Here is a 16931-nt window from a genome sequence, read left to right as displayed (position 1 = left end):
CGATGTAAACACTGATGTTTAAACAAAGCTATAGGGATCGATGTCGATTGCGAGCCGCACTTTTGCCGGCCAGTCGATCTGACCGACCCAATCGCGGATCGTGCCTTGCAGGTCGAAGCTGCGCGGGGCGTGGAGGAGCAGGCGGAAGCGGTGGCGGCCGCGCAGCATCGCGAGCGGGGCGGGGGCGGGGCCATAGACGGCGAGGCCTTCGGCGACGGGAGCCTTGTCGCCCAGCCGCTTGGCGACCCCGCGCGCGACCTCGATATCCTCCGACGAAATGACGAGTGCGGCGAAGCGGCCATAGGGCGGGGCGCCCGCATGTTTTCGCGCCGCGGCCTCGGCCGAATAAAATCCGTCGCGGTCGTTTGCGACGAGCGCGGCCATCACCGGGGCGTCGGGAACGCGCGTCTGGATCAGCACTTCGCCGGGCTTGACCCCGCGCCCGGCGCGCCCCGCCACCTGCGCAATCTGCTGGAAGGTGCGCTCGGAGGCGCGCAGGTCGCCGCCGTCGAGCCCGAGATCGGCATCGACCACCCCGACGAGGGTGAGGTTGGGGAAATGATAGCCTTTGGTGACGAGCTGCGTCCCGATGATGATATCGACCAGCCCGCCTTCGACATTGTCGACGAACTCGGCGGCCTTGGCGGGCGACCAGAGCGTGTCGGAGGTGACGATGGCCGTCCTTGCTTCGGGAAAGCGCAGCGTCACTTCGTCGGCGACGCGCTCGACCCCGGGGCCGCAGGCGACGAGGCTGTCCTCATCCTCGCATTCGGGGCAGAGCCGCGGCGGCGGCATGACATGGCCGCAATGATGGCAGGCGAGGCGGTGGACGAGGCGATGCTCGACCATCCACGCGGTGCAGTTCGGGCACTGGATGCGGTGCCCGCAGGTGCGGCAGAGGGTCAGCGGCGCGAAGCCGCGGCGGTTGAGAAAGAGCAGGCTCTGTTCGCCCTTGGCGAGCCGGTCGGCGAGCGCGTCGACGAGCGGCGGGGCGAGCCAGCGTCCGCGGTCGGGCGGGTCGGTCCGCATGTCGATCGCAGCGAGATCGGGCAGCGTTGCGCCGCCGAAACGCGCGGGAAGCTGGATGTGGCGATAACGGCCCGCCTCGACCATCGCGAGACTTTCAAGCGCGGGGGTCGCGCTGGCGAGGACGACCGGCAGCCCCTCGAAATGTCCGCGCATCACCGCGACGTCGCGCGCGTGATAATGGACGCCATCCTCCTGCTTGAAGCTCGTCTCATGCGCTTCGTCGACGACGATGACGCCGAGCCGGGCATAGGGGAGGAAGAGCGCCGAGCGCGCGCCGATGACGATGCGCGCGTCGCCGCTGGCAATCGCGTGCCATGCGCGGCGGCGTTCGGCCGAGCGGAGGCCGCTGTGCCACCCGACGGGCTCGCAGCCGAAGCGCGCGGCGAAGCGGGTGAGCATCGGTTCGGTGAGCGCGATTTCGGGGAGCAGCACCAGCGCCTGCTTGCCCGCATCCAATGCGGCGGCGATCGCCTCCATATAGACTTCGGTCTTGCCCGATCCGGTGACCCCGTCGAGCAGCAGCGTTTCGAATTTTGCGGCGGCGACGGCGGCTTTGAGTTGCGCCGCCGCGGCGGTTTGTTCGTCGGAGAGGTCGGGCGGGGCGAAGGCGGGGTCGGGTATGGGATAGGGGGCGTCGGCAGAGACGCTGACCGCCTCGAGCGCGCCGGTCTGGACGAGGCCGCGAATCACGGCCTCGCTGACTTCGGCGAGCGCGGCGAGTTCGCGCACCATGCCCTGCCGGTCGCCGATCGCTTCGAGCGCGACGGTGCGCTGCGGCGTCATTCGCGCGGGAATCTCGCCGGTGGCGCGATATTCGACGATCGGGCGGCGGGCGTCGGCAAAGGCGACCCCGGGCAGCACCATCCGCAGCACCGAGCCGGGCGGGGCGAGATAATAGTCGCTGGTCCATTCGACGAGGCGGCGCAGGGGGGCCTGGATCGGCGGAACGGCGACGATTTCGTAAAGATTGCGCAGGCGGTTGTCGCCGACGGGTTCGGGCGCGCCGAAGCTCGCATCCTCCCACACTACGCCGCCGAGCCGCCGGGGGCCTAAGGGCGCGACGACAACGCTGCCGAGCGGGGCTTCGCTTTCGCGCGGGACGCGATAGTCGAGCGGGCCGAGGGCGGCGGTCAGAAGGAGGACGCGGGCGCGGGTCATGGGTCGGGCAGGATATAGGGCTGCCGTTAAAATAGGAAAGCGCCGTGGATGCGGCCCGACCTCAATTCCTTCGTCATGCCGGACTTGATCCGGCATCCATTTCCGCGCCCGCACTATGGCCCCCGGACCAAGTCCGGGGTGACGATGATGTTTAGCTGGTCGCCAGCGCCGCCCTTTTCGCCGGACGCTTTGCGGGCTTCGGCCGGCGGAACCAGAAGGTCCAGACGGTGAGGCTGCCGAGCAGCGCCATTGCGAGTCCCGAGATGGTGAGAGCCAGGCGATAAGGAAGCCCGCCGACCTTTCCGGCGTGGAGCGGATAGGCGATGTTGAAGGCCTGCGCGCCGGGCGCTATCGCCAGCGCGTCGCGCGCGCCGAGCAGCTTGCCCGTGGCAGCGTCGAACCACAGGGTCGAGCGGCCGTTGGGGAGCCATTCGGCCTGTTGCTTCATCCGCAGGCTGATCGGGTCGCCGGGCTTGCGCGGCAGGCTGAGGATGCGAAATTCGGCGTCGGGGAAGCGGCGGCGGGCTTCGCTGAGCATGGCGGTATAGTCGGGCTTTGCGGTGAGCAGGCCGCCCTTATATTTGGGTGGCTCAAGGGCTTTTGCAGTCTCGGCCATCGAGCCGAAGGGCGCGACCATGATTGCGGCAAACGGGCGAAACAGCATCATCGTTCCGGTGACGACCGAGAGCATGAGCAAGGGCGCGACGATGATGCCAAGGTCTCGATGCTGCATCACGATCGCGGGGCGGCTCATCCGCTTGGGCCACAGGCGGAAGGCGAAGGTCCGCCGCGTCCGCCACCACAGGATCGCGCCCGAAATGATGAAGAAGAGCGCGCAGAGACCTGCGATCCCCGACACCCATTCGCCGAAATCGCCGGTGAACAGATGATGGTGGAAATCGAACAGCCAGATTTCGGGGCGCTCCCACTGGCTCGTCCAGCGCGAAACGACCTCGCCCGACTGGCTGGCGTAAAGCCCCGCGCCATCTTCGAAGCGCAGCTGGTGCAGTCCGAGGCGCGGAGCTGCGTAGATGATTCCCTGCGGATCGCCGGGAAGCGCCATCAGTTTTTCGGTCGTCGCGGCGACGGTCGCAAGGTCACCGTTGAGCGGATCGCCCGCATGAGCGAGGCCGATCCATTCCTCCTTATGGACGAGGATCGCGCCCGACAGGCCGAGCAGCGCGAGGACGAGGCCGATGAGGCCGCCGATCCAGCGATGGAGCGTGTCGAGCGTTTTCATCCTTAGAACCGATAATCCCAGCCGAGGGTGAAGGTGCGGCCGCGTCCCGCGAAAAGAGAAAGATTGTCGTTGGGTAGCCGCGTGTCGCTCGAATAATCGATATAGAATTTGTCGAACAGATTCTGGACCGACAGGCTGAGGCCGCCGAAGCCCGTCTGATAGCGAATGCTGGCGTCGGTGATATTATAGCCGCCAAAGCTGTTGCGTGGGTCCGGCCGCGATTTGCCGGCATCGGCGTGGAAATTGCGCGACAGGAAGAATTGCGTCTGCACCAATGCAGACAGCGGCCCCTTGTTGTAGCTCGCCGACAGGTTGACGCGGTCGGGCGAAATGTTGGTGCCGTCGAGGTCAGTATCGACGATGTCATCCGGAGTGGCGGGGATGTTAGGGGCGACGGGGATGGCGTCGCTGTCGAACCGGCCGTTCAGATGGGCATAGCCGACATTGAGCTTGAGCCCGTCGATCGGCGTCTGGATACCGAGATTGACTTCGAGCCCCTGGATTTCGACGCGCAGTCGCTGAACGTCGAAATTGCGGTCGGTGCCGGTCACGAGGACCTGGCCCTTGTCGCTCGACGACCAGAAATAGGCGGCGCTGGCATCGAGCGGTCCACGCTTCACTTCGAACCCGATCTCGCGATTGTTCGACACGACGGGGGAGATATCGAGGAAATTGTCGATGTCGATGCCGGTGCGGTCTATCGCGCGGGTGACACGACCGATGTCGGGGACGGAGAAGCCCTCGGCATAGCTCGCATAGGCGCGGATGCCCGCCCAGGGTTCAACGATCACGCCGCCGTTGATCAGCAGATCCTGAAACTTGGGCTTGCCCCCGGCGACAGCGACGCCGCCATAGGTCGATACGCCGCATGGCGAAACCGGGGCGTCAGGCGGGGTCGTGCAGGGGACGAAGGTCGTCGAGGCGAGCGTGTGGAAATCGTCGATCTTGATCTGGACATTTTCCCAGCGCACGCCGCCGGCGAGGCGGACGACGCCATCGAACAATTTGAGGTTCGCCTGGCCGAAGGGTGCGAGGCTGCGGAAATCGCTGGACGGCACCCAAGTGCGGCCGGTTGCGATCAGCGCCTGCTCGGTCTTGTCGAACAAGGCGTCAAAACCGATCGTCATCGTCAGCGCTTCGAGCCCCGGCGCCGCGCGTTCATAGCTGAACTTGCCGCCGAGCTTCCGGCTCCGGTTCTGCGACTGGTCGAACAGGGTGCCGATCGGTGCGAGCGCGGGGTCCTGGAAGGTGGCCTGCGTCACCAGTTCGCCGCCGAACGTATCGCGGCTGCGGTTGAAGAATATCTGGCTGACGAAATTGCCGCCGCCGAGATCGGTGTCGGTCAGTGACAGCGCGACGCTTTCGGTGCGGTTCGACGCCGATTTGCCCGGCGGGGTGCCGCGGACCGAACTGGTCGGGATACCAAGCACGCGGTTGCCCGCGACCGCGACATAGTCGCCGTCGCCTTTCAGCTCATAGCGGCTCGCGATCAGGTCGAGCCGTGCGGAGGAGGAGAGTTCGTAGCCGAGCCGCGCGAACAGCGAGAGCGTACGCGAATCCTGCGTTTCGCCCTGCGTCAGATTGAGCCCGACGCGGCGGCCCTCGCCGTCGTAGAAGGCGCCGCGCTTTTCCCATGCCGCGCCGACGGTCGCGTCGAAGCGCCCCGCCTTATATTGCACGAGGCCCGCGGCCTTGCCGCCCATGCCGTCGCCGCTGAAGCCGTCGTCGGCGGTGCCCTGAAGCAGCACGCGGCCGCTGAGGCCTTCGGTCTTCGGTGCGCCGACCGTCACCTGATTGACGATGCCGCCGGTGCCGCCGACGCCCTGCAACGCGTTCGAGCCGTAGATCAGCTCGACGCGGTCGACGAAGAAGCCGTCGATCGTGAAACCGTCGCGGCTGCCGTCGCGCAGCGGGGTCGATTGCGGAATGCCGTTGATCGCATAGAGCGGCGAACGGCCGCGCAGCGTTTCGCCCGCGCCCGACAATTTCTGGCGGGTCGGCGAGAAGCTGGGGGTCAGCGTCGATACCGCGTCGGTTACCGAACCCGAAATCGCGATCTGCTGATCGAGCGTATCCTTGTCGATGATGTCGATCGTCAGCGGCAGCGCGTTGGGCGGAAGGATGGTGCGTGCCGCGGTGACGACGATCGTCGCTTCGCCGCTCGTGCCTTCGTCGACCGGCGCATTGTCCTGCGCAAAGGCGGGGGAGGAAAGCGCAGTGGTGACCAGCGCGGCGGCGACGAATTTGCGAATCATTCTTAACTCCTGTTCGGGAGCGCCGCTAATGCGAGAGATTTGCAGAGGCAAGGAAAAAGCCCCTGAATCGCAGGCCCGATTTGCTTTGGCGCCGGGCTGTGGAAAATTCGCCACACCCGGCAAATCGCGCTATCAGATTGAGGATGCGGGAAAAGGAACTGCGCTTCGCCCTGATTTGCTACGGCGGTATCAGCCTCGCCGTCTATATGCACGGCATCACCAAGGAGGCCTGGCGGCTGGCCGCAGCGTCGCGTGCCTGGCATGACGGCACTCCGCCGACCGGTTCCGGCGCGGTCTATGGCGAATTGCTGGCGGCGATTACAGCGCACAGCAATGTCCGGCTGCGCGTCATGGCCGATATCGTCGCGGGGGCAAGCGCGGGCGGGATCAACGGCATTTTCCTCGCGCGCGCGCTGGCGACGGGCCAGTCGCTCGATCCGCTGACCGACTTGTGGCTGGGGGGCGCCGACGTCGACAGCCTGCTTGACCCCGACGCACGGCCGCTGTCGGCGGCGACCAAATTCTGGGCGGTGCCGATCGCCGGCTGGGCGATGAAGAAGCGCGGCAATGTGATCGACCGCACCGTCGGCGAAGGCGCGCAGGACGAGGTGCGCGCCAAGCTGTCGCGTTTCGTCCGTGCACGCTGGTTCGAACCGCCGTTCGGCGGCGCGACCTTCTGCAACCTGTTGCTCGACGCGTTCGATGCGATGGAGGCGGGGCCGAAGGGGCCGATACTGGTGCCGGCGGGGCAGCCGGTTGACCTGTTCGTTTCGGTGACCGACTTCGCCGGGCACAGCGCGCCGCTCGCGCTCAACAGCCCGCCGCGGGTGACCGAGCAGGAGCATCGGCTGGTGATGCATTTCCGGCAGAACGGGCGGAGCGGCAAGCACCTCGGCGATGTCCCGGGGCTGACGGCGGCGGCGCGCGCGACCGCGAGTTTTCCCGGCGCCTTTCCGCCCTTCACATTGCGCGAACTCGACGCCGTGCTCGAAAAGCGCGGGATCGACTGGAGCGGCCGCGACGATTTCATCCGCGTCCAGCTGCCGACTGGCGGCGAGGCCGATCCCGCCGACCGGGTGCTGATCGATGGATCGGTGCTGGCCAACGCGCCGTTCCGCCCGGCCATCGCGGCGCTGAAGCAACGCCCGGCGCGGCGCGAGATTGATCGGCGCTTCGTCTATATCGACCCCAAGCCCGATTTTCGTTCGATCAGCTTTGGCAAGCCGGGCGCGATCGCGGAGGGCGAACCCGCGCGCTTGCCCGGCTTTCTGTCGACGATCCTCGGCGCTTTGTCCGAAATCCCGCGCGAGCAGCCGATCCGCGACAATGTCGAGGCGATCGGCGGCATGTCGCGCCGGATCCGGCGGATGCAGTATATTGTCGACGCGATGAAGGTCGAGGTCGAAGAACAGGTTGCAGCGTTGTTTGGCAGCACCTTCTTCCTCGACACGCCGACCCCGGCGCGGCTCGATAAATGGCGCGCCAAGGCACAGGATCAGGCGTCGGTGCGCGCGGGCTTCGCCTATGCCCCTTATGGCCATCTGAAATTGTCGGCAGTGGTCGAGGAACTGGTGTCGGCGATCGACCGGTTGGCGCCGGCGGAAGGCGGCGTGCACAGCGCCAATCGGCGCCGCGCGCTGTGGCAGGAGGTGCGCGCGCGCGGGCTCGACCGGATTTCGGGCAAAAAGGGCGCCGGGGCGAGCGGCGATGCCGTCACCTTTTTCCGCACCCACGACATGGGCTTTCGCATCCGCCGCCTGCGCTTTCTGGCGCGCGAGCTGGATGCGTCGGTCGAGGCGCGGCGCGCCGAGCGTGACCCCGCATGCGAGGAAATGCGCGGGGCGATTTTTACTGCGCTGGGATTATATCTGGAGCGCGAGGGCGACGCGTGGCTCGCCGACCTCGACCTGCCCGCCGATGCCGATCCGGGACAGTGGATCGATGCCATCGCCGCGCGGCGCGACCTGACCGCCGTTGATCGCGAAGCTGATGCGCTGATCGCGGCGGCGCTTGCCGCGCTGCCCAAAGACGACCGGCGGGTGATGCTGCTCGCTTACCTCGGCTATCCCTTTTACGACATTGCGACGCTGCCGCTGCTGCAGGGCGAGGGGTTCGACGAATTCGACCCGATCAAGATCGACCGCATTTCGCCGTCGGACGCGACGGCGATCCGGACCGGCGGCGCGGCGGCGATGCTGAAAGGGATCGAGTTCAACAGCTTTGGCGCCTTCTTCAGCCGGGCGTATCGCGAGAATGACTATTTGTGGGGACGGCTCCACGGCGCCGACCGGCTCATCGACATTGTCGCGAGCAGCGTGACCGGCGACGCGGCTTTGCCCGCCGACGCGCTGGCGGCGATCAAGCGGCGCGCTTTCCATGCGATACTGGATGAAGAGGAGGCGCGGCTGCCAAAGGTGGCGGCGCTGATCGACGAGCTTCGGAGTGAGATCGGTTAGTTATCCGTCGCCCCCGCGAAGGCGGGGGCCGCCGTCGTTCTTGCCTTTCATCGCCGAGTAAGCCTCCAGCGGCCCCCGCCTTCGCGGGGGCGACGATTTCTCAATCCGTCAGATCGTCCCACATATCCTTGATGCGGCCGAAAAAGCCCTGGCTGGCGGGGCATTCGTCGCCGGTCTCGGTCTCGCGAAACTCGGCGAGCAACTCTTTCTGGCGCGCGCTGAGCTTTGTCGGGGTTTCGACATCGACCTGGACGACAAGGTCGCCGTGGCCGCGTCCGTTGAGGACCGGCATGCCCGCGCCGCGCTGGCGGAGCTGCTTGCCCGACTGGATGCCTGCCGGGATGTGGATATCGTGCTTCTTGCCGTCGAGACCGGGGATGGCGATGTCGCCGCCCAATGCAGCGGTGGTGAAGCTGATCGGCGCGCGGGTGAACAAAGTCGTGCCCTCGCGTTCGAACAGCTTGTGCCGCGCCATGTGGAGGAAGATGTAAAGATCGCCCGGCGCCGCGCCGCGCGCGCCGCTTTCGCCTTCGCCCGACAAGCGGATGCGCGTGCCTTCATCGACGCCGGCGGGGATGTTGACCGTCAGCGTCTTGCGGCGGTCGACCCGGCCTTCACCGTGGCATGAATTACAGGGGTCGGCGATGACCTCGCCCGCGCCCTGACAGGCGGGGCAAACCCGTTCGACCATGAAAAAGCCCTGCTGCGCGCGCACCTTGCCGTGTCCGGCGCAGGTTCCGCAGCGGTTGGTCCGGGTGCCGGGCTTGGCGCCCGAGCCGTCGCAGCTGTCGCAGCGCGCGGCGACATCGACCTCGATCTCGCGGGTGCAGCCGGCGAAGGCGTCCTCCAGCTTGATTTCCATGTCGTAGCGCAGGTCGGCGCCGCGCGCGGGGCCGCGCTGCTGGCGGCCGCCGCCGAAGGCCGAACCGAAGATCGATTCGAAAATATCGCCAATGTCGCCGAAGTCGGCGTTGCCACCGCCGCCGTTTGCGCCGCGCACGCCATCCTTGCCGAACCGGTCATAGGCGGCGCGCTTCTGCGGGTCTTTCAGGCAGTCATAGGCTTCGCTGATCGCCTTGAAGCGCGCTTCGCTGTCGTCACACCCCGGATTTTTGTCGGGGTGGTACTTCATCGCGAGCTTGCGATAGCTGGCCTTCAGCATCGCATCATCGGCGGTGCGTTCGACTTCCAGCAGTTCGTAATAATCGATGTCGAGTGACATAGGTCAAAAGGTCCCCTCTGCCCCGCCGCGCCGGATCGGCGCGACGGGGAGAGCTCATGCTTACTTCTTGTCGTCTTCGACTTCGGAGAATTCGGCGTCGACGACGTCTTCGTCGGTCTTCGCTTCTTCAGCATCGGTGCCGGGGGACGCGGCTGCCTGCTGCTCCTTCTCGTAGATCGCCTGACCGAGCTTCATCGCGACCTGTGCGAGGGCCTGGGCTTTTTCGGTCATCGCAGCAGCGTCGCCGCCTTCGATCGCTGTCTTGGTTTCGGCGACCGCAGCTTCGATTTCGGACTTAAGCGCTTCATCGACCTTGTCGCCATGCTCGCGGAGCTGGCTCTCGGTCGAGTGGACGAGGCTTTCGGCGTTATTCTTCGCCTCGGCCGCTTCGCGGCGTGCCTTGTCCTCTTCGGCGAACTGTTCGGCATCCTTGACCATCTGGTCGATGTCCGAATCCGACAGGCCGCCCGAAGCCTGGATCTTGATCTGCTGTTCCTTGCCGGTGCCCTTGTCCTTGGCATGGACCGACACGATGCCGTTGGCGTCAATGTCGAAGGTCACCTCGATCTGCGGCACGCCGCGCGGGGCGGGGGGAATGCCGACGAGGTCGAACTGACCGAGCGCCTTGTTGTCGGCGGCCATTTCGCGCTCACCCTGAAAGACGCGGATCGTCACTGCCGACTGATTGTCATCAGCCGTCGAGTAAACCTGCGACTTCTTGGTCGGGATCGTCGTGTTGCGATCGATCATGCGCGTGAACACACCGCCCAGCGTCTCGATGCCGAGCGACAGCGGGGTGACGTCGAGCAGCAGAACGTCCTTGACGTCGCCCTGCAGAACGCCGGCCTGAATCGCAGCGCCGATTGCGACGACTTCGTCAGGGTTCACACCGGTGTGCGGTTCCTTGCCGAAGAAATCCTTCACGACTTCGCGCACGCGCGGCATGCGCGTCATGCCGCCGACGAGCACGACTTCGTCGATTTCGCTCGCCGAAATGCCGGCGTCCTTGATCGCCTTCTTGCACGGCTCGAGGGTGCGCTTGACGAGGTCTTCGACCAGCTTTTCAAGGTCGGCGCGGGTGATCGTCTTGACCAGATGCTTCGGCCCGCTGGCGTCGGCGGTGATGAAGGGCAGGTTGACCTCGGTCGTCGCGGCCGACGACAGTTCGATCTTCGCCTTTTCGGCGGCTTCCTTCAGGCGCTGGAGCGCAAGCTTGTCGCCGCGAAGGTCGATGCCTTCGTCCTTCTTGAAGGTGTCGGCGAGGAAGGCGACGATCTTGCTGTCGAAATCTTCACCGCCGAGGAAGGTGTCGCCGTTGGTCGACTTCACCTCGAACACGCCGTCGCCAACCTCGAGGATCGAGATGTCGAAGGTGCCGCCGCCAAGGTCATAGACCGCGATCGTCTTGTTCTCGGTCTTGTCGAGACCATAGGCGAGCGCGGCCGCGGTCGGCTCGTTGATGATGCGCAGCACTTCGAGCCCGGCGATGCGGCCGGCGTCCTTGGTCGCCTGACGCTGGGCGTCGTTGAAATATGCGGGAACGGTGATGACGGCCTGTTCGACCTTTTCACCCAGATAGGCTTCGGCGGTTTCCTTCATCTTCTGAAGGATGAACGCGCTGATCTGCGACGGCGAATAATCTTCGCCGCCCGCCTTGACCCAGGCATCGCCGTTGCTGCCCTTGGTGATGTTATAGGGAACGAGTTCCATGTCCTTCTTGGTCATGGGATCGTCGAAGCGACGGCCGATCAGGCGCTTCACCGCGAAAACCGTATTCTCGGGATTGGTCACGGCCTGACGCTTGGCCGGCTGACCGATCAGCCGTTCGCCGTCCTTGGCGAAGGCGACGATCGACGGAGTCGTGCGCGTCCCTTCGACATTTTCGATAACCTTGGGCTTGCCGCCTTCCATCACCGCCACGCAGCTGTTGGTGGTGCCGAGGTCGATCCCGATCACTTTGGCCATATTATACTCGTCCTTGTTGCTTCGTCGGCGCCCTGAAGAGGCACGCCGTATGTTGGGTTTCTGGGGGCGATATAGGTGCGCTTATCCTTGGCACAAGGGTTTTGAAGGCTTATCGGAAGTGCAAGATCATGCGCTTTTACGGAGTCCTCCCAAAATGAAACCCTTTGCGATCATCGCCGCCGCCACTGCCGCGCTTTCCCTGACGGCCTGCGGCGAAAATCTGGGCAAGGGCCCCCAGCTCAATGTCGTCAGCGGCCATATCGTGATGGGGGCGACCCCCGACCGGCCGGCGGTCGGTTATTTCCGGATCACCGGCGGACCGCGCGCGGTGCAATTGATGGCGGTGACCTCCGACCTCGCGCAGCGGGTGGAGATGCACGAAAGCGTAAAGGAAAACGGCATGATGACGATGAAGCCGCTGGCCAGCGCCGACGTCCCCGCGAAGGGCGAGCTGCGCTTCGCACAGGGCGGCAAGCATCTGATGATCTGGGGCATCAATGGCGCGGCGGTGCGCGCGGGCAAGCTGCCGATGGCGTTCGTCTTCACCAACAATAATAATGAACGCATCCTGTTCGACATGGTGATCAAGCAGCCGGAAGGTGCCGCAGGCGCCGAGGGCGAAATGGATCATGGTGCGATGGACCATGGCTCCGCAAAGGCGGCTCCGGACGCGGCCAAGAAATAAGTGCCGCGACCTTCGCGCCCCCTGACCCCGGGCGAGGTCGCGCTCGCGCGCCCGGTGTTCGGCGACGCGATCGCCTATGACCGGGTGCGCATCTGCCACCATAAATGGATTTTCTTCCAGCCGCGCCATATCGTTATGGCGCCGATGGGCAGTCTGCATTTCAACCCGCACGGCGACCTGTATTGCGAGGATTTCAGCGCCGCGTCGCAGCGCCTGCAAGGGCTGTTCATCCACGAAATGGTCCATGTGTGGCAGGCGCAGACGCGCGGGCGCTGGTATCTGGTGCTGATGCGTCATCCGTTCGCGGTCTATCATTACAGCCTGAGGCCCGGCTGGATGCTCGAACGCTATGGGCTGGAGCAGCAGGCCGAGATTGTGCGCCATTACTGGCTGCTGACGCAGGGGATGATTGTCGGCGGGGCGCCGGGGGTCGACGCCTATCGCGCGATCCTGCCGTTCGACACGCGCTAGGGCGGCGGCACCCGATCCGGCTATTTGCCGAACAGCTGCGCGCAGCCATTGCCTCCCCAGCTATAGGTGACTTCGGTGCCCTTGGTCGCATAGTCGACGATCATGCCGCCCTGCAGTTCGAAACTGGCGGTGCATTCGATCGGCGTTTCACTCCGCGCCGGGGCGCCGCCGACGCACATCATACCGCCGTTCTTCGAATTGGGATCGGGGACATACATATTCCCGGCGCCGCATCCCTGCGACGGATCGGGTCCCAGCATGACTCCCGTCCTGTAATAGCGCAGGAAGCGCTTGCCGGCGCGGTCCTCGAAGTTCGTCGGCGGGCCCCAACTTGCAACCAGTTCGGGTTCGCTGTGGGTGATCCATGATTCGAGTGCGCGCAATACTGCCGCAGGCTCGCGCCTTTTGCGCGCCTTGGCGATCGCGCCATTTGCCTCCGCCTGAGCCATGATCGCGGCGGTGCGCTGCTGGTCTCTCTTGTCCGCCTCGACAACCTCGCCCGTGATCGCCTGTACCTCGGCCAGCGCTTTCTGGCGCCGGGCGTTCAGGCTTTCCATCTCGCGCTCGAGTTCTGCCGCCGAACGCGGAGTGCCAGCGGGTCGCTTGCCGTCGGTCCACATCGAGTTCCACGCAAGATCGGTGACGTCGCTGGTCGTGACCGGCCCCATATACATCCAGCCGCGGTCGGTGAGGTCGGTCTTGCGCGCTGCGAGGCGCTGTTCAGCACTTTTCGGCCCCATGTCGCAGGCGAAGGCGATCAGCGCTTCGCCGACCGCATTCGTCGGTTGTTTCGCCGGCTGGTCGGGCGCGGTCGTGAGCTTCCCGCCGCGCGGCGAGACTTGAATGAGTTTTTCTTCGAGCGTGTTCCGGGCGCAATCGATGATCATGTTCGACGACACCCAGTCGGGCGCCTTCGCATTTTCGAGCACGGTGATGGTTTCGAGCTTGTAGGTTTTTTCGGTGAAAGGCACGGCGTCGAGATAGGTTTCATCGACGGCGACGAAGATGCGGCCCGGTTTTTCGCCCCCGGTGTAGACGAGCCACCGTTCGCCCGCGGTCGCGGGCGATGCTAGCAGGGTGACCATGCCGGCGACGGCAATGCCGCATTTCCTCATTCCCATTCTCCCGACTGGGGACTCTGCCCGATCTAAAGACGGACTTGCGGTCCAAAGTCCTTGGCATCGTCTAATTCGCGCGAAATCAGAATTCTATGCCCAAGGGCCTTCCATTCCCGAACCTTTCGGCACAGGCCGTGATTCCGGTCACTCGGCCACAGAGCTTTCGGGCTCGCCCCCGGGGGGCCGGCCTGACGCTTTCCGCAATTAGCGGCTAGCCAGCCGGGCGGTGTTCGTCCTATGTTCTGCGCATGGATATGTCATCGCTTTTCGTCGCCCTTGTCGCCCTCGCTATCGGTGCCCTGATCGGCTGGCTGTTTGCCGGACGGCAGGCGGGCGGGCTCAAGGCCGAGCGCGACGGGCTTGCCGAGCGGTTCCGGGGCGCGGTTACGGACCTTGCGGCCGAGGCCGAGGCGCGCAAGCGCGCCGATATCGAGCTTGCCTCGCTGCTCAGCGAACAGCGCGCGCGCGACGTGGCGCATGATGCGCAGATCGCGCAGCTGAAGGACGCGCAGGCGGCGCTGACCGCGCAGTTTCGTGAGGTGGGGCAGGTGATGCTCGACGGCGCGCAAAAAGCGTTCCTCGAACGCGCCGAGGCGCGCTTCAAGGAGAGCGAGGCGACCGCAGGACAGAATTTGAAGGCGCTGCTGCATCCGGTCCACGACCGGCTCGAGAAATATGAGGCGGCCGTGGCGAAGGTCGAGGCCGAGCGGCGTGACGCATTCGGCCTGCTCCACGGTCAGATCGCGGCGATGCGCGAGGGCACCGAGCGCGTGTCGAGCGAGGCGGCGAAGCTCGTCAACGCGCTGCGCAACGCGCCGAAAGCGCGCGGGCGCTGGGGCGAACAGCAATTGCGCAACGTGCTCGAAAGCTGCGGGCTTAGCGAGCATGCCGATTTCCAGACCGAGGTCAGCGTGACCGACGGCGACGGCGGACGGCTGCGTCCCGATGTCGTCGTCAAGGTGCCGGGCGGGCAGAGCCTGGTGATCGACGCCAAGGTTTCGCTCAACGCCTATCAGGATGCGTTCGGCGCGGTCGACGAGCGCGAGAAGGCCACGCATCTGATTGCCCACGCCGCCGCGATGAAGGCGCATGTCAACACGCTGGGCGCCAAGGCCTATTGGAACCAGTTCGACGACACCCCCGATTTTGTCGTGATGTTCGTGCCGGGCGAGCATTTCCTCGCCGCCGCGCTCGATCAGGATCCTGCGCTTTGGGATTATGCGTTCGAGCGCAAGGTGCTGCTCGCGACCCCGACCAATCTGATCGCGATCGCGCGCACCGTCGCGGCGGTGTGGCGGCAGGAAAAGCTGGCCAATCAGGCGCGCGAGATCGCGGCGCTGGGCAAGGAGCTTTATGCGCGCATGGCGACGATGGGGGCGCATATCGCGCGGGTCGGCAAGAATCTCGATCAGGCGACGGGCGCCTACAACGCCTTTGTCGGCAGTTTCGAATCGCAGGTGCTGACGCAGGCGCGGCGGTTCGAAAGCCTCGATATCGAAACCGGCGACAAGGAGATTCCCGCACTGCCGGTGGCCGAGCAATCGGCGCGTCCGCTCGCCAAGCTGGCGGCGGCGCCGGCGGCGGTCAACGACGCCGGGGAATAGGTTTCGGCCCCCGCGGTCGCAGGAGCCGAAATTGTCAGATCACCCGTTTGAGCACGGCGGTCTTGCCGTTTTTGCCGGTCAGCACCATCGTGCCGTCGGAGGGGAAGCCGACGTCCGCGGGCGCGGACATCAGGTCGAAGAAGGCGCGCTCCTGTTCCATGCCGGGGCCGGGACAAGCCATCTCGGTCGCCGCGAGTTGGCCCGCGGTCAATACGCCGTCCTTGACGCTATAGTCGCCGCCGAAGCGGTTGCACCCTGCGCTGCCGCTGAGCCGCTCGCCGTCGAATTGCAGCGAGGTTGGACGGTCGGCCGTCACCGCGACCCCGCCGATCGAGACGAAGGTCCAGTTCGACCCCGCCAGCGTATCGGGCGGCAGGATCGCACCGCCGCAGCCTTTCACCGTCTTGCCGTCGGCGGTGACCGTCACCGTATCGGCGTAGCGCCGGTCGCTCATCCCGTCGCTGCAGGCCGTGCGGGTGACGTCGACCGTCAGGCGCGGCGTGACATAGCGTTCGCCGTTGAAGGAGGGTTTCGCACCGGGGTTCGGCACGATGATCTTCGTCTCGCCATAGTCGCCGGCGTAGTTCAGTCGCCCCGGGGTGATCTCGAGCGTCCAGCCAGGTTCGGTGCCGAGCGCCATATAGGCGGCCGCAGGCGGTTCACCGGGGCCTTGCGGCGGCGCTCCGGCGGCGGTGCAGCCCGCGAGCGTGGCAGCGAGAGCAAGCAGGGGAAGGGTTTTCGACATCGGATACTCCTTGGACTTTCGCCCGGGCTGCGAGACGGCGAGAACCTGCGGCCATCGTGCAAAGCCGGGAACCCACGCGCCCTCGCGCAATGGGGCGGGAAAGGCGGCCGGATAATAGCATGCGAATGGCGGCATGCTGAACGTTATTGCAGGCGTCTGTTCAGCTTCGACGCCGCTGGTTCAGCACTTCATAGGCCATCACTGCCGTGGCGACGGCGGCGTTGAGGCTGTCGGCCTTGCCCATCATCGGCATTTTGACGCGCACGTCGGCGGCGGCGGCATAGTCTGCGGGCATGCCTTGCGATTCGTTTCCGGTGAGGATGAAAGTCGGCGCCGCGTAGCGCACGGCCTGATAATCCTCGGTATCGTCGCCGAGCCAGGTTGCGACGAGCTGGCCGGGGCCGCCGCGTAGCCATGGCAAAAATTCGTCCCAACGCGACTGGACAAGTTTCTGGGTAAAGATCGCGCCCATGCTCGCGCGCACCGCCTCGACCGCATAGGGGTCGGTGCTTTCGTCGAGCAGAATCAGCCCGCCCGCGCCGACCGCATCGCCGGTGCGCAGCATCGTGCCGAGGTTGCCCGGATCGCGCAGCCGTTCGGCGACGAGCCAGATCGGCGATGCGCTGCGGTCGAGATCGGCGAGGCTCGTTTCGGGTTCGGCATAGATGCCGACGACGGTCTGCGGATTGTCCTTCCCCGACAATTTCGAGAGGATCGCCCCGGTCGTGTCGATCACCTCGCCGCCCGCCTTCAGCGTGTCGGCGGCGAGCGCGGCAGCGAGCGGATGCGCGTCACCGTCGGGACCGAGGAACAGCCATTGCGGCAAGATACCGGCCTCGCGCGCTTCGGTGGCGATGCGCAACCCCTCGGCAAGAAACAGGCCCTCGGCGCGGCGATGGCGCTTCTCGCGGAGAAGCCGCATCCGCTTGATCAGCGGATTGGACAGGCTTTCGATGGTGGAACGGCGGCCCGGCTCGGTCATG

General features: G+C 65.7%; 12 protein-coding genes. 4 read left to right on the top strand and 8 right to left on the bottom strand.

The window, feature by feature from the left end:
- Positions 1-18 precede the first annotated feature (18 nt).
- The 3 genes from ACSYDV_RS03895 to ACSYDV_RS03885 all read right to left on the bottom strand — a co-directional run bounded on the left by ACSYDV_RS03895 (position 19) and on the right by ACSYDV_RS03885 (position 5682).
- On the bottom strand, positions 19-2187 hold the full coding sequence (locus tag ACSYDV_RS03895; protein ID WP_438322423.1) for a primosomal protein N': 2169 nt from the start codon (positions 2185-2187) through the stop codon (positions 19-21).
- 151 nt (positions 2188-2338) lie between these two features.
- Positions 2339-3427, bottom strand: a complete 1089-nt coding sequence (locus ACSYDV_RS03890; RefSeq protein WP_438322422.1) for a PepSY-associated TM helix domain-containing protein — start codon at positions 3425-3427, stop codon at positions 2339-2341.
- A gap of 2 nt (positions 3428-3429) precedes the next feature.
- Complete coding sequence (locus tag ACSYDV_RS03885; protein WP_438322421.1) at positions 3430-5682, bottom strand: TonB-dependent receptor; 2253 nt, start codon at positions 5680-5682, stop codon at positions 3430-3432.
- 143 nt (positions 5683-5825) lie between these two features.
- On the opposite strand from ACSYDV_RS03885, the gene ACSYDV_RS03880 reads away from it, so the two are divergent.
- Positions 5826-8138, top strand: coding sequence for a patatin-like protein (locus ACSYDV_RS03880; RefSeq protein ID WP_438322420.1), 2313 nt, complete (start codon positions 5826-5828; stop codon positions 8136-8138).
- Positions 8139-8238: 100 nt separating this feature from the next.
- On the opposite strand, the gene dnaJ is transcribed toward ACSYDV_RS03880, so the two are convergent.
- Both dnaJ and dnaK read right to left on the bottom strand, forming a co-directional pair.
- Positions 8239-9360, bottom strand: coding sequence for a molecular chaperone DnaJ (gene dnaJ / locus ACSYDV_RS03875; RefSeq protein WP_438322419.1), 1122 nt, complete (start codon positions 9358-9360; stop codon positions 8239-8241).
- A gap of 60 nt (positions 9361-9420) precedes the next feature.
- Positions 9421-11325 carry a molecular chaperone DnaK gene (dnaK, locus tag ACSYDV_RS03870; protein ID WP_438322418.1) on the bottom strand — a complete coding sequence of 635 codons (1905 nt, stop codon included), beginning with the start codon at positions 11323-11325 and terminating at the stop codon, positions 9421-9423.
- Between the two features lie 154 nt (positions 11326-11479).
- Between dnaK and ACSYDV_RS03865 the strand changes: the two genes are divergently transcribed.
- Entirely contained in the window at positions 11480-12010 is a 531-nt protein-coding gene (locus tag ACSYDV_RS03865) for a copper chaperone PCu(A)C (protein WP_438322417.1), read from the top strand.
- Positions 12011-12481 carry a vgr related protein gene (locus ACSYDV_RS03860; protein WP_438322416.1) on the top strand — a complete coding sequence of 157 codons (471 nt, stop codon included), beginning with the start codon at positions 12011-12013 and terminating at the stop codon, positions 12479-12481.
- A gap of 20 nt (positions 12482-12501) precedes the next feature.
- Here the strand turns inward: ACSYDV_RS03860 and ACSYDV_RS03855 are convergent, their stop codons facing one another.
- Positions 12502-13596 carry a hypothetical protein gene (locus tag ACSYDV_RS03855; protein WP_438322415.1) on the bottom strand — a complete coding sequence of 365 codons (1095 nt, stop codon included), beginning with the start codon at positions 13594-13596 and terminating at the stop codon, positions 12502-12504.
- 251 nt (positions 13597-13847) lie between these two features.
- Between ACSYDV_RS03855 and ACSYDV_RS03850 the strand changes: the two genes are divergently transcribed.
- Complete coding sequence (locus tag ACSYDV_RS03850; RefSeq protein ID WP_438322414.1) at positions 13848-15203, top strand: DNA recombination protein RmuC; 1356 nt, start codon at positions 13848-13850, stop codon at positions 15201-15203.
- A gap of 34 nt (positions 15204-15237) precedes the next feature.
- Here ACSYDV_RS03850 and ACSYDV_RS03845 read toward each other — a convergent pair whose 3' ends face one another.
- Together ACSYDV_RS03845 and ACSYDV_RS03840 are read right to left on the bottom strand one after the other, a co-directional pair.
- A complete protein-coding gene (locus tag ACSYDV_RS03845; protein WP_438322413.1) occupies positions 15238-15948 on the bottom strand; it encodes an META domain-containing protein in 711 nt (236 codons plus the stop codon).
- 160 nt (positions 15949-16108) lie between these two features.
- Positions 16109-16930: a TrmH family RNA methyltransferase gene (locus tag ACSYDV_RS03840; protein ID WP_438322412.1), complete on the bottom strand. Its 822-nt coding sequence runs from the start codon at positions 16928-16930 to the stop codon at positions 16109-16111.
- Position 16931 lies beyond the last annotated feature (1 nt).

The organism is Sphingopyxis selenitireducens (assembly GCF_051550705.1).
Taxonomy (GTDB): domain Bacteria; phylum Pseudomonadota; class Alphaproteobacteria; order Sphingomonadales; family Sphingomonadaceae; genus Sphingopyxis.
This window is presented reverse-complemented; position numbering and strand designations above follow the sequence as displayed.